Here is a 23,281-nt window from a genome sequence, read left to right as displayed (position 1 = left end):
GCGCACTTATCGTTACACTGCTTGCTCTACGATCACGAACGCGACCGCATATTCTTCTTCATCGCTGATGGTCACTTGCGCGCTCAGGCGGTGCTTTTCCATGAACTCGGCCAGCACGCCACTGCAGACGATCATCGGCTTGCCGCTGGGGTGATTCAGCATCTGCGCGGCGGGCCAGGTCATCGGCATGCGCAAGCCCAGGCCGATGGCCTTGGAAAACGCTTCTTTGGCCGCGAAGCGCGTGGCAAGGAAGCGTACGCCGCGCACGGCGTTCTTGGCGCTGCGGGCGCGGAATTTTTCCAGCTCCTGCGGCCCCAGTATCTTTTTCGCGAAACGCTCGCCATGGCGCGCCAGGGCCGCCTCGATGCGGGGAATCTTGCAGATATCGGTGCCGATGCCGTAAATCATGCTGCCTCCTTGGTCCCGCGTTTATGCCTTGCCAGCGAGACGCGTGGCCACCATGATGGCCTTCATTTCGCGCACGGCGTTTTCCCAGCCGACAAACACGGCATGCGCAACGATGGCGTGGCCGATGTTCAGTTCAGCAATATCGGGAATGGCAGCGATGGCCTGCACGTTGGTGTAATGCAAGCCGTGGCCCGCGTTGACCTTCAAGCCGCGCCCCACGCCGAACAGCACGCCCGCCTTGATGCGCTCCAGCTCCGCCAATTGCTCGGCGCCCTCGGTGTCCGCGTAGCGCCCCGTGTGCAGTTCGATCACGGGCGCGCCAAGCTCGGCGGCAGCGGCGATCTGCTGTTCGTCTGCATCGATGAACAAGCTCACGCGAATGCCCTCGCCTTGCAATTGTTGCACGGCCGCCTGCACTTCCTTGAAGTAGCGCACCACATCCAGCCCCCCTTCGGTCGTCACTTCCGTGCGCTTTTCCGGCACCAGGCACACGTCCGCCGGCTTGATGCGGCAGGCAAAATCGATCATCTCGGCCGTCACGGCCGCCTCCAGGTTCATGCGCGTCAGTAATTGCGGTGCAATGGCGATGACATCCGCATCCTTGATGTGGCGGCGGTCTTCGCGCAAATGCAGGGTGATGGCATCGGCGCCCGCCTGTTCTGCCAGCAGGGCCGCACGGATCGGGTCCGGATACGCGGTGCCGCGCGCATTGCGCAAGGTAGCCACGTGGTCGATATTGACGCCCAGGTCGATGACGGGGCCGGAAGGCTGCAAAAAGCTCATAGTGATGGTATCCGTAAAGTGCTGTCGTGCGGCAAACCGCCGCTACAGCTGCATTAAATCGATCAGTATCTGGCGCGTATTCAAGGTGGCGCCGCCCAGTTGATGGGCCAGCAAAAAGCGCATCAGCAGCTTGCTTTGCGCCTGCGTGGCCACGTCAAGATAATCTTCGCGCTCCATGTCGAGCAGGGTCTTGCCCGTGATCTTCGGCCAGGCATCGCTGGCGCGCGCCGGGCGCGGCCCCCGTTCCGGGTCGACCACGTACACCTGCCCCGCTTCGACGGCCTGGCGCGTGCCCGTGCAGCGCGTCAGGTCGGCCGCCACGCCCGTTTCCTTGAGCAGGGCGCGCTCGAACTTGCGCAGCACGATGGGCGGCGGCTCATTGTGCGCCAGTTGATTCAAGGTGGCAACGTAGTGGTCGAACAGGACGGGATGCGGATCGTCGCGCGCCAGCAGTTTCACCAGCAATTCGTTCAAATAAAAGCCGCACAGCAAGGCGGTCTTTTCCAGCGGCAACATGCCCCCCACCCATTCGGCGCCGGTGAGGATGCGCAGCTCGGACTTGCCCGTCCAGCCCGCCTGCAGGGGCTGGAACGTCTGCAGCACGCCGCGCAACTGCGAGTGGGGCCGCTTGGCGCCCTTGGCGACGAGCGCGATACGGCCGTACTCGCGCGTAAACACGTCGACGATGAGGCTGGTTTCTTTATGCGGATAGCTGTGCAGCACGAAGGCTGGCTGGCCCGTGATGCGGCCGTCGCGCGTGGGCGGACGGCTGCGCCGGGGCGCTGTGGGAGGTGCGGCCGGCGGCGCGATGGCCACCGGCGTAAGGATCGGCGCAGGTGCAGCAGATGAGGCTGGCGCAGGATGGTGCAGCGCTGGCGTGGTGGTGCTCATGCGTGTGGCGTCGCCCCCGGGTTGCGGATTACTCGTAGCCGTAGGCGCGCAAGCCCGCCTCGTTGTCGGCCCAGCCCGACTTGACCTTGACCCAGATTTCCAGGTACACGGGGCCGCCGAACAGCTTTTCCATGTCCAGGCGGGCCTGGGTGGAAACTTCCTTCAGGCGCGCGCCCTTGTTGCCGATGATCATGGACTTGTGCGTATCGCGCTCGACCAGGATGGCGGCAAACACGCGGCGCAGATCGCCCTCCTGCTCGAATTTCTCGATCAGCACGGTGCTCGTGTACGGCAGTTCGTCGCCGACGAAGCGGAACAGTTTTTCACGCACGATTTCCGAGGCGAGGAATTTCTCGCTGCGGTCGGTGATGTCGTCCGGTCCAAAGATGGGCTGGTTTTCCGGCAGGAAGCGCTTGATTTCGTTCTGCAAGCCTTCCAACTGGAAATGCAGCTTGGCGGACACGGGCACGATGGCGGCGAAGTCGCGCATGGCGGCGATCTTTTGCGCAAACGGCAACAATACAGCCTTATCCTTGACGCGGTCAGACTTATTGATGACGAGGATGCACGGAACCTCCTTCGGCAGCAGGTCCATCACTTGCTGGTCGGCCGGGCCGAACGTGCCCGCCTCGATCACGTACAAAATCACGTCCGAGGAAATCAGGGTGTTCGTGACGGTCTTGTTCAGCGTCTTGTTCAGCGCGTTCGAGTGGCGTGTCTGGAAGCCAGGCGTGTCAACGTAGATGAATTGCGCGTCCGGCACCGTCTGGATGCCCGTGATGCGGTGGCGCGTGGTTTGCGCCTTGCGCGAAGTGATGCTGACCTTCGCGCCGATCAGCACGTTCATCAGGGTCGATTTGCCCACGTTCGGGCGGCCCACGATGGCGATATAGCCGCAGCGGAAGTTGTCGGGCATTTTGGTGGCTGTCATGCTAGTGTCGATTCTGTTTAGTGTGAGCGGCGATCGCCGGGGCTGCAGGAGCTTGCGCGTCGTCGCTCTGGATGGTGGCAATGCCGGCCAGCTTGAGCTGGGCGGCGCGCGGTTTCGGCTTGCGGCTGGCGGCAGGCGACTTCAACAACGCCTGCTCGGCCACGTCCAGCGCCAGTTTGGCGGCGGCTTGCTCACCGGCGCGGCGGCTTCCGCCACGACCGTAGACCTGGATATTCAATTTTGGCACCAGGCATTCGATCTCGAATTCCTGGCTGTGGGCGGCGCCGTGGGTGGCCACCACATTGTACTGTGGCAGCGAAATTTTCTTGCTTTGCAAAAACTCCTGCAGCAGGGTCTTGGCATCCTTGCCCAGGGTTTGCGGATCGACCGAATCGAGGATGGGGATGTAGAAGGCGCGGATCACTGTGCTGGCGGCGTCAAAGCCCGTGTCGAGGAAAATCGCCCCCAGCAAGGCTTCCAGGGTGTCGGCAAGGATTGACGGACGGCGGAAACCGCCCGATTTGAGTTCGCCTTCGCCCAGGCGCAAAAATTGCGACAGTTCCAGCTTTTGCGCGATTTCATACAGCGACTGCTGTTTCACCAGATTCGCGCGCAGGCGCGACAGGTCGCCCTCGTCGATGGACTTGAAGCGTTCGTACAGGATGGAAGCGACCACGCAGTTGAGGATGGAGTCGCCGAGAAATTCCAGCCGCTCGTTATGCAAACTGCTGTGGCTACGATGCGTCAAGGCTTGCTGCAACAGGCCAGCATCCTGGAACGTATAGCCTAAACGGGTTTGCAATAACTGAAGATTCATTGTTGTTTCTGTGTCATCTGAGTAATTCGGCTGGCCGCCGCGCGGGGAATCGGCGCGGCAGCCATAGGGGCGGCTTAGTGTATGCCGCCCACTCTTTTCGGATTGCTGAAGTTCATCCACACCAGGAATGCCTTGCCGACGATGTTCTCGTTCGGCACGAAGCCCCAGTAGCGGCTGTCCGCACTATTGTCGCGGTTGTCGCCCATCATGAAGTAATTGCCTTGTGGCACTACACACGTAAAACCATCTTCGTTGTAGTCGCACGCATCCTTGTGCGGGAAATCCTTCACTTCGCGCAAGTTCAACGTAGGAGCTGGCTCGTCGTTGAGGATGCGGTGGCTCACGCCCGTCAGGTTTTCTTCCAGCTGCTTGTGGTAAACAGTGCTTTCATCATCCAGATAGTCGTCGAGCGCGGTATAGGCGACTTCCTTGCCGTTGACCGTCAAGCGCTTGTTTTCATAGGTGATTTTATCACCGGGCACACCGATCACGCGCTTGATATAGTCTTGCGACATATCTTTCGGGTACTTGAACACCATCACGTCGCCGCGCTGCGGATCGTTGACTTCAATGATGCGCTTGTTGACGATAGGCAGACGAATGCCATAGGTAAACTTGTTGACCAGGATCAGATCGCCCACCAGCAAGGTCGGCACCATCGAGCTCGACGGGATCTTGAATGGCTCATACAGGAACGAGCGCAGGCAGAACACGAGGGCGATGACGGGGAAGAAGCTGCCCGAATACTCGACCCAGGTCGGCTGGCGCAACAGGGCCGCTTCGATGGTCGCGCGGCTGCCGCCCGCATCGGACTTGATGCCTTCTGCGGCCAGCTTGGACTGGCGCGCATCGAATTCAGCCAGGGCGCGGTCGGCCGCCTTGCGGCGCTGCTTGGACAGATAAAACACATCCAGGCACCAGACCAGGCCTGTCAATACCATCAGCACGAACAGGATTAAAGCGAAATTTCCTAAAATCACTTGCAGGTTCATGTATTAACCGTCCACTTGTAAAATTGCCAGGAATGCTTCTTGCGGGATCTCCACGGAACCCACTTGCTTCATGCGTTTCTTACCCGCTTTTTGTTTCTCCAGCAATTTTTTCTTGCGGCTGATGTCGCCGCCATAGCACTTGGCCAGCACGTTCTTGCGCAAGGCTTTCACGTTCTCGCGCGAAATGATGTTCGCGCCGATGGTCGCCTGGATGGCCACGTCGAACATCTGGCGCGGGATCAGTTCGCGCATCTTGGCAGCCACCTGGCGGCCACGGTACTGGCTGTTCGAACGGTGGACGATAATCGCCAGCGCATCGACTTTTTCGCTGTTGATCAGCATGTCGACCTTGACCACGTCGGCCGCGCGGTATTCCTTGAACTCGTAATCCATCGAGGCATAGCCGCGCGACGTCGATTTCAGACGGTCGAAGAAGTCCAGCACGATCTCGGCCATCGGCATTTCATACACAAGCTTGACCTGGCGGCCGTGGTAGCTCATGTCCATCTGGATGCCGCGCTTGCCGATACACAAGGTAATCACGGAACCAACGTATTCCTGCGGCATGTACAGATTGACCGTAACGATAGGCTCGCGCACTTCCTCGATGCGCGACGGATCGGGCATCTTCGACGGATTGTCAACGTTGATCATGGTGCCGTCGCGCTGGATCACTTCGTACACGACCGTTGGCGCCGTCGTAATCAGGTCCATGTCGAATTCGCGCTCGAGGCGTTCCTGCACGATTTCCATGTGCAGCAAGCCCAGGAAACCGCAGCGGAAGCCGAAGCCCAGCGCCTGCGACACTTCCGGCTCGTACATCAGGGCCGCATCGTTCAGTTTCAGTTTTTCCAGCGAGTCGCGCAGCGCATCATACTGGTTCGCTTCCACAGGGAACAGGCCGGCGAACACTTGCGGCTGCACTTCCTTGAAGCCAGGCAATGGCGCGGCAGCAGGACGGCTGACCAGGGTGACGGTGTCGCCCACTTTCGCCGCTTTCAATTCCTTGATGCCAGCGATGATGAAACCCACCTGGCCTGCCGACAATTGCGGCAAGGATTGCGAACGTGGAGAGAACACGCCGATGTCTTCCACCAGCTGCACCGAATCGGTGGCCATCAGGCGGATCTTGTCTTTCGGTTTCAGGGTACCGTTGACCACGCGCACCAGCATGACCACGCCCACATAGGCGTCATACCAGGAGTCGACGATCAGCGCCTGCAGCGGCGCATCGGGATCGCCCTTCGGCGGCGGTACCTTGACGATCAGTTGCTCGAGCACGTCCAGCACGCCGAAGCCCGTCTTGGCCGAGCAATGCACGGCGTCGGCCGCGTCGATGCCGATCACGTCTTCGATCTCGGCAATGGCGTTCGGCGGATCCGCGTTCGGCAAGTCGATCTTGTTCAGGACGGGCACCACTTCCACGCCCAGGTCCAACGCCGTGTAGCAGTTGGCGACCGTCTGCGCTTCCACGCCTTGCGACGCGTCCACCACCAGCAGCGCGCCTTCGCACGCCGACAGCGAGCGCGACACTTCATAGCTGAAGTCGACGTGGCCTGGCGTATCGATCAGGTTCAGATTGTAGATCTGGCCATCGCGGGCCTTGTAGTGCAGGGCCGCCGTTTGCGCCTTGATGGTAATGCCGCGCTCGCGCTCCAGATCCATCGAATCGAGCACCTGCGCCTCCATCTCGCGGTCGGACAAGCCGCCGCACAATTGAATGATGCGGTCAGCCAGGGTCGATTTACCGTGGTCAATATGGGCGATGATGGAGAAATTGCGTATGTTGTTCATTAACTAATATAAGTGCGAAGTTGACGACACTGCTTTAACAGGAATCAGGGGGATCATGTCCGGGCCAAACAGGGCCAAAACCAGGCGCCCCACTCATGATGAAAAAAGCGCTCCGAGCAGGACATCTGCATGCCCAGGCGAGCGCTTTTGAAGCGACAGAAGCTGCTGCCTCGGACAGTAGCTTTTTCGACCTCCCCATTTTACCGGATTTCAGAGTAGAAAGCCCGTCTTATGAGGCCGGCACCGGGCCAAGCTGACATTTTCAGCTGTTTTCAGCACCAGAATGGTGCAATGCAGCGTCAATATTGATATTTAAACTACATCAGGCAGCGTCGTACCGCAGCTTCATCAAGGAAATAATGGCATAGCTCGGGCTGCGCCAGGTCGCCAAACAGCACCGGCACCAGCTCATCGAAACGCGCCAGCAGCGCGGCGTCGGGCGACGTATCGATATCGATCACGTCCACCGTGAACGGTGTTCCGGGCGGCTGCAGCAGGAGCAAGGCATCGAGCATATCCTGGCATAAATGGCAATAACTGCGGGAATAGAGGGTGAAGTGCATGAAGAAAAGGGAAAGGCATCCCGGCTGGAGCCGGGATGCAGGTGAATCAGAGACTTACTTGGCCGATGGACGCAGCGAAACGAATTGCGCCACGTCGCCACGGCGTACCAGCACGGCCGACGTCTTCTTCGGATCGAGCTTGGCCACCAGGACATTGAACTGCTTGGCATCTTTCACGGCAACGTTGTTCAACTGCAAGATCACATCGCCAGGCTGCAGGCCGGCGAGGGCCGCCACGCCATCGGCATCGTCGACCAGCACGCCCGCGTCGATCTTCAATTCCTGTTTCTTCGCGGCCGGCACGTCGCTGACCTTCAGCCCCAGCGCATTGACGGCTTGCGCTTCCGGCTCCTTGACGCCCTTCTTCGCCGTTTTCTCGCTTTCGAGCTCGACGACGGTGACGGGAACATCCTGTTGCGCGCCCTTGCGCCAGACGGTGATCGTGGATTTGCCATTGACGGCGGCGCCACCTACCAGGCGCGGCAAGTCGGACGAACGCTCGATCTGGGCGCCGTTGAATTTCAGGATGATGTCGCCCGCCTTGATGCCCGCCTTGTCGGCCGGACCGCCCGGCTCCACCATCGACACTTGCGCGCCCTTGGCGTTTGGCAAGCCCAGCGATTCCGCCACGTCCTTGCTCACTTCGCCGATCTGCACGCCGATGCGTCCGCGCACGACTTTACCTGTCTTTTTCAGCTGCTCGCCCACGCGCATGGCTTCATCGATGGGCACGGCAAACGAAATGCCATTGTAGGCGCCGGACAGGGTGGCGATCTGCGAATTGATGCCAATCACCTCGCCGCGCATATTGATCAAGGGACCACCGGAGTTGCCGGGATTGACGGCCACGTCGCTCTGGATCAGGGGCAAGTAGTCGCCCGTGTCGCGCGACTTGGCGGAAATGATGCCGGCCGTCACCGTGTTTTCCAGGTTGAACGGCGAGCCGATGGCGATCACCCACTCGCCCACGCGGATCTTGTTCGAGTCGCCGATGGTCAGGCGCGGCAGGTTGGCGCCCTCGATTTTCAGCAGGGCCACGTCGGTGCGCGCATCGGCGCCGATCACCTTGGCCTTGAATTCGCGCTTGTCCGTCAGGGTCACATACACCTCGTCGGCGCCGTCGACCACGTGGGCATTGCTCAGCACGTAGCCGTCCGCCGAAATAATGAAGCCGGAACCAACGCCGCGCTGTACTTCCTGCTCCTGCGGCACGGCGCGGCGGCCGCCGCGCGGCGCCTGCTGGCGCGGCGTCGGCATGGCGCCGCCAAAGAAGCGGCGCAGGAATTCCTGCATTTCCTGCTCGTCCTGTCCGCCCACGCCAGCCCCGGTGCCACCCATCTTCAGGCGCTCGGTGGTACGGATATTCACGACGGCCGGACCGACGGCATCGACCAGGTCCGAGAAATCAGGCAGTTTGATGGCAGGCACGGCGGCCTGCGCTTGTGGCGCCAGGCCCAGCATGGTGGGAGCAAGGAAGACGCCAGCCGTACCGAACAATAAAGCGGAAAGCGTCTTCACTGAAAACGACTTGCTGGCGGCACACATGTTTTTTTTCATGGAAAGGATCTTTTCGAGTTTATAAACGGATCAAAACGCGGATCAGGCGATTGCCTGCGCGCATGATTGGCCGTCATGACGGAATCCAGGGGCACACCCACCTGACAGCGCGCATGGCAGCAACAATATATCGCAAAAGCAAGATATTACCTGCGCACAGTGTCAATCGTAGCGAAGGCCAGTGTCAAGGGGGCGGCGGGAACGTTAAGCCTGGCATAAGATGGAAAACGCGACAGCTAAGTAATCCTCAGGAAATTATTGTGAATTTATGACAAACAGAACCGGATGCTATGCAAGGCGCCCGCTGCTAGCAGTGCGAGCACTGCTAGCAGCGGGCAACGCCGCAGAGCGCCGGTTATGGAAGTCAGAAATCACAATAATTTATTGGGGGTTACTTAGCGCTGCGCCAGCGGCTCGGCCACGCCCGGCGGCACGAGGGGCGGCAACGGCTCCACATGAGCTGCCCCTTCGGGCGCCGCCTCCGCGGCCAGGCGGCTGGCCAGGCGCGCGTCGAACTGGGCGCTCAGTGCATGGTCGTACTGCTCCGAGCGCAGCACGTCGCCGATGTGGCGATAGGCATCCCAGGCTTGCCTTCCCGATGGCGTATCGAGGGCGGCAAAAGCCAGTTCGAGTTCGCTCGCCGCCAGCTCGCCATCGGCCAGCGCGGAAATAGTCTCGTGCAATCGTGTATGCGTGTCCATGATGGGCCCTGCCATTTCAAGAAGATCGGTGCGAAAACCGGACGCAGCCATGCCAACTCCATACTCCCCAGATTACCAGCGCTTGTCAATCGGCATGTCCAACAACGGTTTCAATTTCTCCGCAATCACTTCGCGCGCGCGAAAAATCCGGCTGCGCACGGTGCCGATGGGGCACGCCATGATCTCCGATATTTCTTCATAGCTCAGCCCCTCGATCTCGCGCAGCACGATGGCCGTGCGCAACTCGATGGGCAGCACATCCATGGCCGCATTGACGGTGGCTGCAATCTGCTTGCTGGCCAGCACCGATTCGGGTGTATTGTTGTCTCGCAACTTATTGCCGTCATCGAAAGACTCCGCCTGCTCGGCGTCGGCATCGCTGGACGTGGCGGCGCGGCGCCCTTGCGTGACGAGATAATTCTTGGCCGTATTGATGCCGATGCGATACAACCAGGTATAAAAGGCGGCCTCGCCGCGAAAATGGCGCAGCGCCCGGTATGCCTTGATAAAGGTTTCCTGCACCACATCTTCGGCCTCCGCCGGGTCATGCACCAGGCGCGACACCAGGCGCATCAAGCGGCGCTGATATTTCGATACCAGCACATCGAATGCCCGTTTGTCGCCAGCCTGCACCCGCTCGACCAGTAACTGATCATACTCGCGCTCTGTCCTCACGCCCAATGTCCCTGTAGTCATGCAGCGTGGGCGCCTGTATGGATATAGAGTTGGCCCGCTGCAAGAAGTTCAGTGTTCGCCCCACTTTTATTCTTCCCTGTTCCGCGCCGCGATAGCCCGGCACGCCACGGCCAGCGGGCGGAAGGCGGTGCAGCTGCCGCCGCGCTGCGCCAGCAGCTGCGTGCGCCGTCCGGCGCCATCCGCCAGGCACAGCACCAGCAGCGACGGCCACAAGGTCGAGCCCGGCAACAGGCGCAGCCCCGCCCCAGCCGGCGCCACCACCGTGGCGGCACCGGCTTCCGGCACTTCGCCATGCTCCAGATATACCGCCAGCCGCAACTGCCCAACCGGCGAAATATCAAGCGCCTGCGGCTTTCTGCGCCGGCGCAGAAAAGCCAGTAAAAACACGCCGCCAGCCGCACTCAGCAAGGCACCAGGCAAGCCCAATGCATAGTCGCCCACCAGCTGGCCGGGCGCGGGCAGACTGCGCCAGACGCCACTCAAGGGCCAGGCGGCCAGCACCGCGCACAGCCCCAGCACCGCTTGCAACAGGCGCAAACAGACAGGCGTGCGAATGACAGCCGCTACCGCGATCGACATACTTCATGGGGAAAAAAGGCGCGCCGGCACCATGCCGGGCAAATTCAGCCGCCAACGAACGTTGGCGGCGAATCAGCGCTCACTACGATTTGACCGTAGCGAGCGCTTGAAAGTTCCTGCTTATTTCGCTTTACCGAAAATCAGCGTGCCATTCGTTCCGCCGAAGCCGAACGAATTCTTCACTGCATAATCGATCTTCATATCACGCGCCGTGTTGGCACAGAAATCGAGATCGCACGCCGGATCCTGGTTGAAGATGTTGATGGTCGGAGGCGACACCTGATGGTGCAATGCCAGGACCGTAAACACCGCTTCCAGACCGCCCGCGCCGCCCAGCAAATGGCCCGTCATCGACTTGGTCGAGTTGACGACCAGATTCTTGGCGTGATCACCGAAGGTGCGCTTGATGCCCATCACTTCCGCCACGTCGCCTTGCGGGGTCGACGTGCCGTGCGCGTTCAGGTACTGAATCTGATCCGCGTTCAAGCCTGCGTTGTCGAGGGCCGCGATCACCGATTTGCTGCCGCCGCTACCATCTTCCAGCGGCGAGGTCATGTGATAAGCATCTGCGCTCATCCCGAAACCATGCACTTCGGCATAGATCTTGGCACCACGGGCCACCGCGTGCTCGTACTCTTCCAGCACCATGACGCCAGCGCCCTCGCCCAGCACGAAGCCGTCGCGGTCGGTATCCCACGGACGCGATGCCGTTGCCGGATCGTCGTTGCGGGTCGACAAGGCACGCGCCGAAGCGAAACCGCCCAGGCCCAGTGGCGACACGGTCGATTCAGCACCACCGGCGATCATGACGTCGGCATCGCCGTACTCGATCATGCGCGCTGCGGCACCGATGCTGTGCAAACCGGTGGTACACGCCGTAACGATCGCCAGGTTCGGGCCCTTCAGACCATATTTGATCGAAAGGTTGCCAGAGATCATGTTAATGATCGAGGCAGGCACGAAAAATGGCGAAATACGGCGCGGACCGCGCTTTTCGTACTCGGACTTGGTTTCCTCGATCAGCGGCAAGCCGCCGATACCGGAACCGATGATCACGCCGATGCGCTCGGCGTTTTCTTCGGTCACTTCCAGGCCGGAGTCCTGCATCGCCTGGATGCCTGCAGCCATGCCGTAATGGATAAAGGTATCCATGTGGCGGGCTTCCTTACCGGAGATGTACTCTTCGATATTGAAGCCTTTGACTTCACCAGCAAAATGCGTGGTGAATGGCAGTGCATCGAACTTGGTAATCGTGGCAATGCCGGATTTACCTTCAATGATTGCGCCCCACGCCTCGGCAATAGTATTGCCGACAGGTGAAACGCAGCCCAGGCCGGTGACAACAACACGACGGTTTTTAGAACGGCTCAAGCGATTCTCCTGAAGTCGGTCAGACAGGCTTAGGCCTTGACGTGTGCGGTGGCGTAGTCGATCGCCTGTTGCACGGTGGTGATTTTTTCAGCTTGTTCGTCAGGGATTTCCATTTCGAATTCGTCTTCCAGGGCCATGACCAGTTCCACGGTGTCCAGGGAATCGGCACCCAGGTCGTCGACGAAGGAGGATTCGATTTTGATGTCTGCTTCTGCAACGCCCAGTTGCTCAGCGACGATTTTCTTAACGCGTTGTTCGATATCCGACATGTTATGGCTCCAAAGTGTGTGTTACGGAAAGTGCGCGCATTTTATCAGGTTTGCGCGTCCGAATACTAATTTCGGTGTCTGCTGCTAATTCAACCGAAGCTGCTGCTAAAAGATGCGATTATAGACAAAAACAGCCGTTGAATCATGCCACAAACGCCCGCCCTGTCTAGCTTTCACATCAATTCATGTACATTCCGCCGTTCACGTGCAGGGTCGTGCCCGTGATATACGCCGCTTGCGGCGAGGCCAAAAAGGCCACGGCCGCTGCCACGTCTTCCGGTTTGCCCAGGCGGGACAGGGGAATTTGCGTCAACAGGGCCGCATGCTGCTCTTCGCTCAGCGCCTTGGTCATGTCGGTATCGATGAAGCCCGGCGCGATGCAGTTCACGGTAATGTTGCGGCTGCCGATTTCGCGCGCCAGGGCGCGGCTCATGCCTTCCACGCCAGCCTTGGCCGCCGCGTAATTCATTTGCCCCGGATTGCCTGACGAAGCCACCACCGACGTAATATTGATGATACGCCCAGTTTTGGCTTTCATCATGCCACGCAGCACGGCGCGCGACAGGCGGCCAACGGCCGACAGGTTCGTCGAAATGACGCTGTCCCACTCTTCATCCTTCATGCGCATGGCCAGCTGGTCTTGCGTGATGCCCGCGTTGTTGACCAGGATCGACAGGCTACCGTAGGTTTTCTGCACTTCATCGACGACGGCCGCGCAGCGCGCCGCATCGGTCACGTTCAGGACCAGGCCCTTGCCCGTCACGCCTTCGGCAGCCAGGTAATCGGTGATCGCTTGCGCGCCGCTTTCCGAGGTGGCGGTGCCGACCACGGTGGCACCCTGCTTGCCCAGTTCGGTGGCGATGGCACGGCCGATGCCGCGCGAGGCGCCCGTGACCAGCACGATTTGATTTGCTAAATTCATGAGTATCCTTAAAGATGGCTGACGGCAGCCACAGCTGCACTGCCGTTTGCTGTTTATTTGAGCTGCGTCAAAATGCGTTCCAGCGATGCCTGGTCGACGATAGCGTCGCCCACCAGTACCGGATCGATGCGCTTGGCCAGGCCCATCAGGACCTTGCCCGGACCGCATTCGATCACTTGCGTGATGCCGTCGGCCGCCACTTTTTGCATGGTTTCCACCCAGCGCACGGGGCTGGCTGCCTGGCGCACCAGCGCATCCTTGATGCCGGCCACATCATTGACGATGGCCACGTCGACGTTGTTGATCAGGGCGATTTGCGGAGCGGCGAACGTCAAGCTAGCCATGTACTCGCGCAAGCGGTCCGACGCGGGCTTCAGCAGCGACGAGTGGAACGGTGCCGAAACAGGCAGCTTCATGGCGCGCTTGGCCCCCTTGGCCTTGGCCAGTTCACAGGCGCGCTCGACCGCAGCCGTGTGGCCCGCGATGACCACTTGCGCTGGCGCATTGAAATTGACAGGCTCGACCACCAGGGCCGGGTTTTCCGCCGCCGCTTCCGCGCACACGGCGCGCACGTCGTCATCCGACAGGCCCAGCACGACAGCCATCGTGCCCTGCCCGACAGGCACGGCTTCCTGCATGGCTTGCGCGCGGAAACGCACGAGCGGCACGGCATCCTTGAAGGAAATGACGCCGGCGGCAACCAGTGCCGAGTATTCACCGAGACTGTGACCGGCCACGACCGTCGGCACGGGGCCGCCAGCCGCCAGCCAGGCGCGGTAGAAGGCCACGGCCGCCGTCAGCATCACCGGTTGCGTGTTGGTAGTCAGGTCCAGTTCTTCCTTCGGGCCTTCAGCGATCAGCTTGCCCAGGTCGAATTGCAGGGCGTCCGACGCTTCGGCGACGGTCTGCGCAACCACGGGGTTGCCGGCGAAACCGTCGAGCATCGCAATCGCTTGCGAGCCTTGGCCTGGGAAAACAAATGCAAATTGTGTCATGTCGACTCCGTTTTTTTAATAGTGTTGCGGGATTACATGCGCGCCAGCACGGCGCCCCAGGTAAAGCCGCCGCCCACGCCTTCCATCATGACGTTGTCGCCCTTCTTGACGCGGCCATCGCGCACGGCAATGTCGAGTGCCAGCGGGATCGAGGCGGCCGAGGTATTGCCATGCTGGTCGACGGTGACGACCATCTTGTCCAGCGGCAAGCCGAGTTTCTTGGCCGTGCTGTTCATGATGCGGATGTTCGCCTGGTGCGGAATCAGCCAGTCGATCTGGTCCGACGTCATGTTGGCGTGCGCCAATGCTTCGTGCGCGACCTTTTCCAGCACGGACACGGCCAGCTTGAATACGGCCGGGCCATCCATGTAGAGGAAAGCGCTGCCAGCCAGCGCGCCCCCAGCCAGGCTGCCCGGCACGCTGAGGATGTCCGAGTGGCGGCCGTCCGCGTGCAATTTGGTGGCCAGGATGCCCGGTTCTTTTGACGCCGTCATGACGATGGCGCCGGCGCCGTCGCCGAACAGCACGCAGGTGCCGCGGTCGTCGAAATTGAGGATGCGCGAAAACACTTCGGCGCCGATCACCAGCACGTTTTTATGCATGCCCGACTGGATGAAGCTGTCGGCCGTGGCCACCGCATACACGAAACCGCTGCAGACGGCTTGCACGTCGACGGCGGCGCAGTTATTCGTGATGCCCAGCTTGTTTTGCACGATGCAGGCGGTGCTGGGGAAGCTGCCGAAGAAATCGGGGGTCGAGCTTGCGACGATGATCAGGTCCAGGTCGTTGCCGTTCAGGCCGGCCATTTCCAGGGCCTTTTTGGCCGCTTCCACGCCCAGGTCCGAGGAGTTTTGCGACGGCGCCGCGTAATGGCGCGCCGAAATGCCGCTGCGCGACACAATCCACTCATCCGACGTCTCGATGCCCTTGGCGGCGAGCTGTTCGGTCAAATCCTGGTTGGTGACGCGCTTCTCCGGCAAGTAGCTGCCGGTACCGATAATTTTGCTGTAAGTTTTGCTAAAAACAGTCATGCAAATACCCGTCCACTAAATGGTAGAGCTTGTTGATGTAGGTTCGTCCGGTACTGGCGTGCGCGGCATCAGCTCGGCGATCATGCTGGCCAGGTGTGCTTGCACGTCATTTTTTGCCGCATCAAAGGCGCGGCGCAAGGCCCATTCAAACGAATAGGCATCGGCGCTGCCATGGCTCTTGAAGACGAGACCACGCAAGCCCAGCAGGCTGGCGCCGTTATAACGCGATGGATTCAAGCGGTTGCCGATGGCTTTCAGGGCCCCGCGGGCAATCAGCGCGCCCAGCATGGTAATCGGATTGCGCTTAAATTCGGAAGTGAGCACGTCTTTCATGAAGCGCGCCAGGCCTTCGATGGCTTTCAGGGTGACATTGCCGACAAACCCGTCGCAGACGACGATATCGGTCGTGCCCTTGAAGATATCGTTGCCTTCCACGTTGCCGTAGAAGTTCAGCGCGCCACGCTCGTGGTCGGCCTGCAGCAGCTTCGCGGTGAGTTTCACCACTTCATTGCCCTTGATATCTTCCGTGCCCACGTTCAGCAAACCGATCGTCGGGCGTTCGATACCCTCCATGGCGGACACGAGCACGGAACCCATGATGGCGAACTGGTGCAAGTGATGCGGTTCGCAATCGACGTTGGCGCCCAGGTCCAGCATGTAGGTCGGGCCGTTCTTTTGATTCGGCAAGATGCTGCAGATGGCCGGGCGGTCGACGCCGGACATGGTTTTCAGTACGTAGCGCGACACGGCCATCAGGGCTGCCGTATTACCGGCGGAAACGGAGGCTTGCGCCACGCCATTCTTGACCTGTTCGATGGCCACGCGCATGGAGGAATCCTTCTTGCGGCGCAGGGCCACTTCCAGGGGATCGTCCATGGTAACTTGTTCGGAGGCATGCAATACCGACAGGCGCGGATGCGTGTCGGCTTTATGTTTTTTCAGCTCGGCACGGATCACGTCTTCCAATCCAACAAGGATCAGTTCGGCTTCAGGCTCATGTTTTACGAAGGAAATTGCTGCGGGGATAGTGACTGAGGGACCATGATCTCCGCCCATGCAGTCGATAGAAATTTTGATTGTCATTTGTGTTGATTCAATACCGCTGCGGGCGTGCGGCAAGATGTGAATCGGACTGGAGCATATGCAGGGCGCAGCATGTCATGCACCGCCTGAGCAAGCTTGATTCAAAATGACGGGTGCGCAAGATGAATTGCAGCCGATAAAAAAGAAGAAGCGGCGCCACGCCGAATAACCACGCAACACCGCTTTCATCTTACCCAACAAAAACGTCGATTACTCGTCGTTTTTGGTCTTCAACACTTTACGGCCACGATAGAAGCCGTTAGGGCTGATATGGTGACGCATGTGTGTTTCGCCGGTAACTGGCTCGACGCTCAATTGCGGCGCGACCAGGAAGTCGTGCGAACGGTGCATGCCGCGCTTGGAAGGGGTTTTCTTGTTCTGTTGAACTGCCATGATGACTCCTAATACATAAGTTCTAAAATTTTAGCACAATCGATTAGCAAATACATGCGAATCGAGTATCCCAGCGGCAAAGACTACCCGAAAATAGCCCGGACCGACATCGTTTATTACAATTACATTTCACTACACTTGCCATACTCGATTACAACACGCGTTTGACACGTTCTTTACAGGAAGCATCAAAAACCTACTGCGCTTCCCGCTATCGCCTTTGCGTTGCTCAGCGTACCTTCGTACGCTTGCGCTACTCAAGACGATATCAGGCCGCTCGCTACGGTTTTTTAAAGCTTCCTTTTTACTACTCTATTCTGGCTTCAAGTCTTTCAGTGCCGCAAACGGCGACTTCTTTTCAGTCTTGAGAGCATCGAGCTGCGCCGTATCGGGGCAGACGTCGTGTTTGGGTACCTGCGGCAGGGCCAGCAAGGCTTCATCTTCGATCAGGGCCGCGGCATCCATGCTGCGGCTGCCGACGATCACGTCGATCGTTTCATCGTTGATGATTTCTTCGATCTCGTCCGCGTGCTCGTCATCCTTGCCCAGCATCAGAGTGGTCGTCGAATCAATTGCGTAAGCATACGGAGTCAGGCAGCGCTGGCAAACCAGCTGAACGGTGCCGTTGACCGACAAGGTCAGTTGTGGGTAGCCCAGCTTGCTGGTGCCGCCGACGATCTTCCAGGCGATCTCGCCGGAATTATCTGCACAATCCTTGGTCAACCGGGTCATTTCAGCGACAGGAGTTACACCCTCGCGGCTCCCGCTGATACGACAAAAATCAAAGGCGTCGATCACAAAAGCATTCATTGGTAGAAAATTTCCCCGGAAAACCTGCGATAATAACAGGGTTTTTAGCACGGAGTCAAAGGCTAAGCATCTTTTTTGACGCAATCATTGCCATCAACATGACAACTTCATCAACACCGTCATGCCGCATGGAGCCTCAATTGTGGGCTCTGCGCCCTGGGATTTGCGTGAAATTCCACTGACATCGACCAGCGCGGCCATGCCGGCCGCCATCCACTACCGAATGATACCAACTTCCGCCCCATTGCGCTTGATTCTTGCATCGAGTTCGACCTACCGCAAGGAATTGCTGGAACGCCTGCGCCTGCCTTTCGAGGTCGCCGTGCCCGATCTCGACGAAAGCCCCCTGCCCGGTGAAAGCCCCAGCGCCACGGCCCTGCGCCTGGCGCAAGCGAAAGCGCAGGCCGTACTCGACCGCTATCCTGGCAGCCTCGTCATCGGCTCCGACCAGGTCGCCACCCTGGACGGCGCACAGATCGGCAAGCCCGGCAACCATGCGAATGCCTTGCTGCAACTGCAAACCATGCGCGGGCGCCAGACCGTGTTCCACACGGCGCTGTGCCTGCTCGACGGCCGCCAGGCGTTGCCTGTGGCGCAAGTGGAAGATATCCAGACCCTCGTCACCGTGCGCGACTTGCCCGATACGGAACTGGACGCCTACCTGCGCATCGAGCAGCCTTACGATTGCGCCGGCAGCGCCAAGAACGAAGGCCTGGGCATCGCCCTGCTCGAATGCATCGCCACCACCGACCCGACCGCCCTCACCGGCTTGCCGCTGATCGCCCTCACCGGCATGCTGCGCAAGGCGGGCGTCACGTTTTTCACCATTTAATTTACCGACAATAACAATATGACCGGCACCCTGTACCTGATTCCCAACCACCTCGGCCTGTCCGACAGCCCGGCCGATCCGCTGGCCCACATCATTCCCGAGCAAGTACGGCAGATCACGTCGCAGCTCGATTATTTCGTGGCAGAAAACGCCAAGACGGCGCGCGCCTTCCTGAAATTGATCGGCAACCAGCATCCGCTGGCCAAGCCGCTGCAGGAAATCACGATTTCCGAACTTAACGTCAATACCCCCGCGCAAGCGCTGGCCGGCTTGCTGGCACCCCTGCTGGCGGGGCGCGATGCGGGCCTCGTCTCGGAAGCAGGCGTGCCCGCCGTGGCCGACCCCGGCGCCGACCTGGTGCGCCTGGCGCATCAGCACGGCATTAAAGTGCGCCCGCTGGTGGGCCCGTCGTCGATCTTGCTGGCCGTGATGGCCAGCGGCTTGAACGGCCAGAGTTTCGCCTTCAACGGCTACCTGCCCACGGACGCGGCCCTGCGCGCCAAGCGCATCAAGGAACTGGAAAGCCGCTCGCGCAATGAAAAGCAGACCCAGTTGTTCATCGAAACGCCGTACCGCAACGCCGCCATGCTCGAAGCGCTGGTGGCCCAATGCGCGCCGTCCACCCTGATCTGCGTCGCCACCGACCTGAGCCTGGACACGGAAAGCGTGCAAACGTGGAATGGCGCGCAGTGGAAGAAACAATTGTCCGCCGGCAAGGCGCCCGACTTCCACAAGAAACCGACCGTGTTCCTGTTGCTGGGACAGTAAACGACAAACGCCACGGAAATATTTGCCGTGGCGTTTATTTACTTTGCTCAACTACGATAGTTACGACACCTGACAAAACCGTAGCGAGCGGAAGGGAGAGGTGGCTAAGAAGCGCAACCGTACTCAGTACGGGGGCGCCGAGCCGGTGAGCATCGCAGGCCGCCTATACCGACGCGCAGTAGGTTTGGTCAGGTGTCTTCAGACTCGACGGGTGCCCGTGTTCTTTTGGCCGCCCTTGCCCGTTTCCAATACGAACTTCGCGCCATCGTCGCGGCCCAGCACCTTCACCAGATACGGCATGACTTCGCGCAACATCGGCTCCAGGGTGTACGGCGGGTTCAGGATGAACATGCCGCTGCTGTGCAAGCCGAAACCGTCCGGCGACGGGGTGTTGACCGTCAGGGTCACATGCAGCCAGTCCGAGCTGGGCAATTGCTTGAGCTTGTCGGCGAACTGGCGCGATTCCATGCGCTGAAGCACCGGATACCAGACGGCATACATGCCCGAAGGGAAGCGCACGAGGGCATCGGCCAGGGTGTCCTTGACCTTGCGGTAATCCATCTTGTCTTCATACGGCGGGTCAATCAGCACCAGCGCGCGGCGCGATGGCGGCGGCAGCAGGGCTTTCAGGCTCTGGAAGCCGTCGGCCTTGGTGATGAGCACGCGCTTGCCGCGCACGGTCGGACGCTCGCCCTGGGCCAGCGCATGCGCCTCGACCTTGCGGAAGTTGTCGGCCAGAATCTTGGCATCGGCAGGATGCAACTCGAACAGGCGCAGACGGTCTTGCTCACGGCTGACCTTGTCGGCGCAGTACGGCGAACCCGGGTAGTAGCGCATCTTGCCGCTCGGATTCATTTCCTTGATCAGCTTCATGTACTCAGCCAGCGAGGCTGGCAAGTCCGTGCGGTCCCACAGTGGCGCGATGCCTGTTTCGTACTCGGCATTTTTCGAGGCATAACCACCGTCGAGCGCATACACGCCCGCGCCGGAGTGGGTATCGATATAACTATAGGCGGTATCTTTTTGATTCAGATATTGCAACAACTGAATCTGCACATAATGCTTCAACACATCGGCGTGATTACCCGCGTGAAAGGCGTGGCGGTAACTCAACATAAGCTGGCTAATTCCATAATAAAAATAAACAAAGGCGGGAGCGCTGACACCGGGCAGGGCATGAAAACAGACTGGAGGGGTCAGGCTGCGGGGCCAGGAAACAGCATGGACCAGCGTAATCAGCGCGCAATAATCAGCATTATCCACCAGAAAGGTGTATTGCATCAAAAAACACCCATAAACAAGCCCATGCATTCTCGGGACTGTGGTGGCCGGGCGCGGTAGAATACGCGCATCGGGCGCCTGGCGCCCATCCGCCCTACTAACCAGATACGACCATGCACAGCCTGACCCTCACGACCGACAACCGCGCCGACGTCGCCACAGCCCTGGCCGGCACGCGCTGGACGGTGGCTTGCCTGTGCGCGCTGTGGTGCGGCACTTGCGGCAGCTACCGCGCCACGTTCGAGGAACTGGCCGCGCGCCACCCGGACACCGTCTTCGTCTGGATCGATATCGAAGACCAGGCCGACGTGGTGGGCGACCTCGACATCGACAACTTCCCCACCCTGCTGATCCAGCACGAGGACAACGTGGCCTTCTTCGGCACCGTGCTGCCCGACGGCGGCCTGGCGCACCGCATGGTGCAGGCGCAGCAAGCCCTCAGCGGGGACGAACTGGCGGCGCTGGCCGGCAGCACGCAGGAGCGGCGCGACTGGCAGCGCGACTGCAATCTGCGTCATTTACTGGCCGCCACCCTGTAAATCAACCCAGGCGCAGCGGCAAGCTGCGCAGCCTTTTCCCCGTCAAACTGAACACGGCATTGGCCACGGCCGGCGCGATCGGCGGCGTACCGGGCTCGCCCACGCCTTCCGGATGTTCGGCGCTGGCGATGATGATGGTTTCAACCTCGGGCGTTTGCCCCATGCGCAGCACGGGATAGTCGTGGAAGTTGCCCTGCTCGACTTTCCCCTCCTTGAAGGTGATCTCGCCGCCCAGCGCCGCCGACAGGCCGAACAGCACGGCCGACTCCATCTGCTGGGCGATGATGTTCGGATTGACGGCGATGCCGCAATCGATGGCGCACACGACGCGCTGCACGCGGATCTCGCCGTTTTCCACGGACACCTGCGCCACTTGCGCGACAATGCTGCCAAAGGACTGGTGCAAGGCCACGCCATGCGCATGGCCGAGCGGCGGACTGCCCGCCCTGGCAACGGCGGCATCGAGCACGGCCAAGTGGCGCGGATGCTGCACCAGCATGGCGCGGCGGAAGGCGATGCCATCCTGCCCCGCCGCGTGCGCCAGCTCGTCGATAAAGCTTTCCTTGAAGAACGCGTTGTGCGAGTGCCCGACGGAACGCCAGTAGCCGATCGGCACGGGGCTGTCGGCGATCACGTGGGCGATGCGCTGGTTGGCGATTTCATACGGCATGTCGAATTCGCCTTCGGCCGTCGTCTTGTCCGGCCCCGCACCGGGCAAGCCGAAATTGCGCTGCAAGAACTGGTGCGTGATGGAGCCGCTGACGGATTTATTGTCCCAGGAAGCGATGCGGCCGTGCTCGTCGAGGCGGGCCGCGAAGCGGGCCAGCGCGGCGGGACGGTACATATCGTGCTTGGTATCCTGTTCGCGCGTCCACACCAGCTGCACGGGCGCGCCGCCGCACTGCAGCGCGATGGCGACGGCCTGGGCAATCATGTCCACTTCCAGGCGCCGGCCAAAACCGCCACCGAGCAGCAGCACCTCGATCGTCACATCTTTCGCATCGACGCCAGCCACCTTCGCCGCCACGTCGACGGCGATGCCGGGCGCCTGCGTCGACACCCACAGCATCACCTTGCCATCCTTGACTTGCGCGGTGCAGTTGACGGGCTCCATGGCGGCATGCGCGAGAAACGGGGCGCGGTACTCGGCGCTGACCTGGCGCAAACCCTGCACGGCTTTGCTTTCCACTTCCCCGCTGGCGTGGTAGGCATAACCGGCTTCAGTGTCTAACAGGCGAGCAAACTCCGCATACACGCCGGCGCTGGACAAGTTCGCCTGCGGGCCAGCCTTCCACTGCGTCGGCAAGGCGGCCGCCGCCTGCCTGGCGCGCCACCAGGTGTCGGCCACCACGGCGGCGCACGAGACGCTGCGCTGCGCCAGCTGCGGCGTCAGGTCCAGCACCTTTTTCACGCCGGGCATGGCCAGCACGGGCACCGCGTCGAACGCGGACAGGGTATCGCCCAGGCGCGGCGGCAGATGCAGGGCCGCATACAGCATGCCGGGCGGACGCGCATCGATGCCGAAACGCGCGCTGCCATTCACTTTGGACGGCGTGTCGCGGCGCGGCGCCGGCTGGCCGATCAGTTTGAAATCCTTGGGCAGCTTCAGCACGGGCGTGCCTGGGGCTATGCCGGCGGCGCGCTGCGCCAGGCTGGCGTAGCTGGCGCGCCGGCCGTCCGGATGAACCACTGCGCCATTTTCCGTGCGGCATTGTGCGGCCGGCACTTGCCACAGCGCGGCGGCCGCGCCCACCAGCATGGCGCGTGCGGAAGCGCCCGCTTCGCGCATGGGACCCCAGCCATCTTTCACGCTCGACGAGCCGCCCGTGACGATCACGCCCAGCTCGCGCGCCGCCTTGGCCACCGTCCACTGGGCCAGCGCTTTGACGCGGCCCCGGTCGTCCGGGTGGAAAGGCAGGCCATCCTGGAGCATGGCCACGTTGCCGAAGATTTTATCCATGGGCGCCTGGATCAGCTTGACGCTGCTCAAAGGCACGTCGAGTTCCTCCGCCACCAGCATGGGCAAGGCCGTGTGCACGCCCTGCCCCATCTCGCTGCGCGGCATGGCCAGGAGGACACTGCCGTCAGCTTGAATAGCCAGCCAGCCATTCAGGGCCACGGCGCCATCCTGCAGCGGCAGCGGCGCGCTGCCATGCAGGCGCTGGCGCGGCGGCAGCACGCCCCAGCCCAGCACCAGGGCGCCCACGCCGGCCACGCCAAGGCCCAGGCCGCCGAGCAGGAAACGGCGGCGCGACGTGTTTTTTTCTCCGGCCAT

Annotated in this window: 25 protein-coding genes; 3 read left to right on the top strand and 22 right to left on the bottom strand. The window is 60.8% G+C overall.

Annotated features, from left to right (window positions below; translation table 11 throughout):
- Positions 1 to 12 precede the first annotated feature (12 nt).
- From acpS to SJI03_RS20110, 20 genes are all read right to left on the bottom strand, one after another.
- Positions 13 to 408, bottom strand: a complete 396-nt coding sequence (gene acpS / locus SJI03_RS20205) for a holo-ACP synthase (RefSeq protein WP_092714701.1) — start codon at positions 406 to 408, stop codon at positions 13 to 15.
- 21 nt (positions 409 to 429) lie between these two features.
- Positions 430 to 1,191 carry a pyridoxine 5'-phosphate synthase gene (pdxJ, locus tag SJI03_RS20200; protein WP_322428345.1) on the bottom strand — a complete coding sequence of 254 codons (762 nt, stop codon included), beginning with the start codon at positions 1,189 to 1,191 and terminating at the stop codon, positions 430 to 432.
- A 42-nt stretch (positions 1,192 to 1,233) separates the two neighbouring features.
- Entirely contained in the window at positions 1,234 to 2,082 is an 849-nt protein-coding gene (gene recO, locus SJI03_RS20195; RefSeq protein WP_322428344.1) for a DNA repair protein RecO, read from the bottom strand.
- A 28-nt stretch (positions 2,083 to 2,110) separates the two neighbouring features.
- Positions 2,111 to 3,013 (bottom strand): GTPase Era, encoded by a 903-nt coding sequence (gene era / locus SJI03_RS20190; RefSeq protein ID WP_034749612.1) that lies wholly within the window; start codon positions 3,011 to 3,013, stop codon positions 2,111 to 2,113.
- A gap of 1 nt (position 3,014) precedes the next feature.
- Positions 3,015 to 3,830 (bottom strand): ribonuclease III, encoded by an 816-nt coding sequence (gene rnc, locus SJI03_RS20185; protein ID WP_034749615.1) that lies wholly within the window; start codon positions 3,828 to 3,830, stop codon positions 3,015 to 3,017.
- Positions 3,831 to 3,904: 74 nt separating this feature from the next.
- Entirely contained in the window at positions 3,905 to 4,822 is a 918-nt protein-coding gene (lepB, locus tag SJI03_RS20180) for a signal peptidase I (protein ID WP_099378410.1), read from the bottom strand.
- Between the two features lie 3 nt (positions 4,823 to 4,825).
- Positions 4,826 to 6,616 (bottom strand): translation elongation factor 4, encoded by a 1,791-nt coding sequence (gene lepA, locus SJI03_RS20175; protein WP_101481965.1) that lies wholly within the window; start codon positions 6,614 to 6,616, stop codon positions 4,826 to 4,828.
- Positions 6,617 to 6,933: 317 nt separating this feature from the next.
- The gene (locus SJI03_RS20170) at positions 6,934 to 7,179 is read right to left on the bottom strand and encodes a glutaredoxin family protein (RefSeq protein WP_099378408.1); all 246 of its coding nucleotides are present in this window, start codon (positions 7,177 to 7,179) and stop codon (positions 6,934 to 6,936) included.
- Between the two features lie 54 nt (positions 7,180 to 7,233).
- Positions 7,234 to 8,736, bottom strand: a complete 1,503-nt coding sequence (locus SJI03_RS20165; RefSeq protein WP_322428343.1) for a DegQ family serine endoprotease — start codon at positions 8,734 to 8,736, stop codon at positions 7,234 to 7,236.
- 395 nt (positions 8,737 to 9,131) lie between these two features.
- Entirely contained in the window at positions 9,132 to 9,437 is a 306-nt protein-coding gene (locus SJI03_RS20160) for a sigma-E factor negative regulatory protein (RefSeq protein ID WP_322428342.1), read from the bottom strand.
- A gap of 72 nt (positions 9,438 to 9,509) precedes the next feature.
- Complete coding sequence (rpoE, locus tag SJI03_RS20155; RefSeq protein WP_035820241.1) at positions 9,510 to 10,133, bottom strand: RNA polymerase sigma factor RpoE; 624 nt, start codon at positions 10,131 to 10,133, stop codon at positions 9,510 to 9,512.
- Between the two features lie 66 nt (positions 10,134 to 10,199).
- Positions 10,200 to 10,712 carry a hypothetical protein gene (locus SJI03_RS20150; RefSeq protein WP_099378405.1) on the bottom strand — a complete coding sequence of 171 codons (513 nt, stop codon included), beginning with the start codon at positions 10,710 to 10,712 and terminating at the stop codon, positions 10,200 to 10,202.
- 120 nt (positions 10,713 to 10,832) lie between these two features.
- The gene (fabF, locus tag SJI03_RS20145; protein WP_322428341.1) at positions 10,833 to 12,083 is read right to left on the bottom strand and encodes a beta-ketoacyl-ACP synthase II; all 1,251 of its coding nucleotides are present in this window, start codon (positions 12,081 to 12,083) and stop codon (positions 10,833 to 10,835) included.
- A 29-nt stretch (positions 12,084 to 12,112) separates the two neighbouring features.
- On the bottom strand, positions 12,113 to 12,352 hold the full coding sequence (gene acpP / locus SJI03_RS20140; RefSeq protein WP_008449912.1) for an acyl carrier protein: 240 nt from the start codon (positions 12,350 to 12,352) through the stop codon (positions 12,113 to 12,115).
- Positions 12,353 to 12,530: 178 nt separating this feature from the next.
- The gene (fabG, locus tag SJI03_RS20135) at positions 12,531 to 13,274 is read right to left on the bottom strand and encodes a 3-oxoacyl-ACP reductase FabG (protein ID WP_099378403.1); all 744 of its coding nucleotides are present in this window, start codon (positions 13,272 to 13,274) and stop codon (positions 12,531 to 12,533) included.
- Positions 13,275 to 13,327: 53 nt separating this feature from the next.
- On the bottom strand, positions 13,328 to 14,269 hold the full coding sequence (gene fabD / locus SJI03_RS20130; RefSeq protein WP_099378402.1) for an ACP S-malonyltransferase: 942 nt from the start codon (positions 14,267 to 14,269) through the stop codon (positions 13,328 to 13,330).
- Between the two features lie 32 nt (positions 14,270 to 14,301).
- Positions 14,302 to 15,300, bottom strand: coding sequence for a beta-ketoacyl-ACP synthase III (locus tag SJI03_RS20125; protein ID WP_099378401.1), 999 nt, complete (start codon positions 15,298 to 15,300; stop codon positions 14,302 to 14,304).
- A 15-nt stretch (positions 15,301 to 15,315) separates the two neighbouring features.
- Positions 15,316 to 16,383 carry a phosphate acyltransferase PlsX gene (plsX, locus tag SJI03_RS20120; RefSeq protein WP_099378400.1) on the bottom strand — a complete coding sequence of 356 codons (1,068 nt, stop codon included), beginning with the start codon at positions 16,381 to 16,383 and terminating at the stop codon, positions 15,316 to 15,318.
- A gap of 210 nt (positions 16,384 to 16,593) precedes the next feature.
- Positions 16,594 to 16,776: a 50S ribosomal protein L32 gene (rpmF, locus tag SJI03_RS20115; protein ID WP_034749653.1), complete on the bottom strand. Its 183-nt coding sequence runs from the start codon at positions 16,774 to 16,776 to the stop codon at positions 16,594 to 16,596.
- A 312-nt stretch (positions 16,777 to 17,088) separates the two neighbouring features.
- On the bottom strand, positions 17,089 to 17,586 hold the full coding sequence (locus SJI03_RS20110; protein WP_099378399.1) for a YceD family protein: 498 nt from the start codon (positions 17,584 to 17,586) through the stop codon (positions 17,089 to 17,091).
- Positions 17,587 to 17,809: 223 nt separating this feature from the next.
- Here SJI03_RS20110 and SJI03_RS20105 point away from each other — a divergent pair, with 223 nt between their 5' ends.
- Positions 17,810 to 18,418 (top strand): Maf-like protein, encoded by a 609-nt coding sequence (locus SJI03_RS20105; protein WP_322428355.1) that lies wholly within the window; start codon positions 17,810 to 17,812, stop codon positions 18,416 to 18,418.
- Between the two features lie 18 nt (positions 18,419 to 18,436).
- Entirely contained in the window at positions 18,437 to 19,186 is a 750-nt protein-coding gene (locus SJI03_RS20100; protein WP_099378398.1) for an SAM-dependent methyltransferase, read from the top strand.
- Between the two features lie 198 nt (positions 19,187 to 19,384).
- On the opposite strand, the gene SJI03_RS20095 is transcribed toward SJI03_RS20100, so the two are convergent.
- Positions 19,385 to 20,302: a 23S rRNA (adenine(2030)-N(6))-methyltransferase RlmJ gene (locus tag SJI03_RS20095; protein ID WP_034749665.1), complete on the bottom strand. Its 918-nt coding sequence runs from the start codon at positions 20,300 to 20,302 to the stop codon at positions 19,385 to 19,387.
- 278 nt (positions 20,303 to 20,580) lie between these two features.
- Here SJI03_RS20095 and SJI03_RS20090 point away from each other — a divergent pair, with 278 nt between their 5' ends.
- Complete coding sequence (locus SJI03_RS20090; RefSeq protein ID WP_099378397.1) at positions 20,581 to 21,006, top strand: thioredoxin family protein; 426 nt, start codon at positions 20,581 to 20,583, stop codon at positions 21,004 to 21,006.
- A gap of 1 nt (position 21,007) precedes the next feature.
- On the opposite strand, the gene SJI03_RS20085 is transcribed toward SJI03_RS20090, so the two are convergent.
- Positions 21,008 to 23,281, bottom strand: a complete 2,274-nt coding sequence (locus tag SJI03_RS20085; RefSeq protein ID WP_322428340.1) for a xanthine dehydrogenase family protein molybdopterin-binding subunit — start codon at positions 23,279 to 23,281, stop codon at positions 21,008 to 21,010.

Origin of the sequence: Janthinobacterium sp. GMG1 (genome assembly GCF_034427795.1) — a bacterium.
Lineage (GTDB): Bacteria > Pseudomonadota > Gammaproteobacteria > Burkholderiales > Burkholderiaceae_D > Janthinobacterium.
The sequence above is the reverse complement of the archived record's forward strand: the minus strand, read 5'-3'. Positions and strand labels throughout refer to the sequence as shown.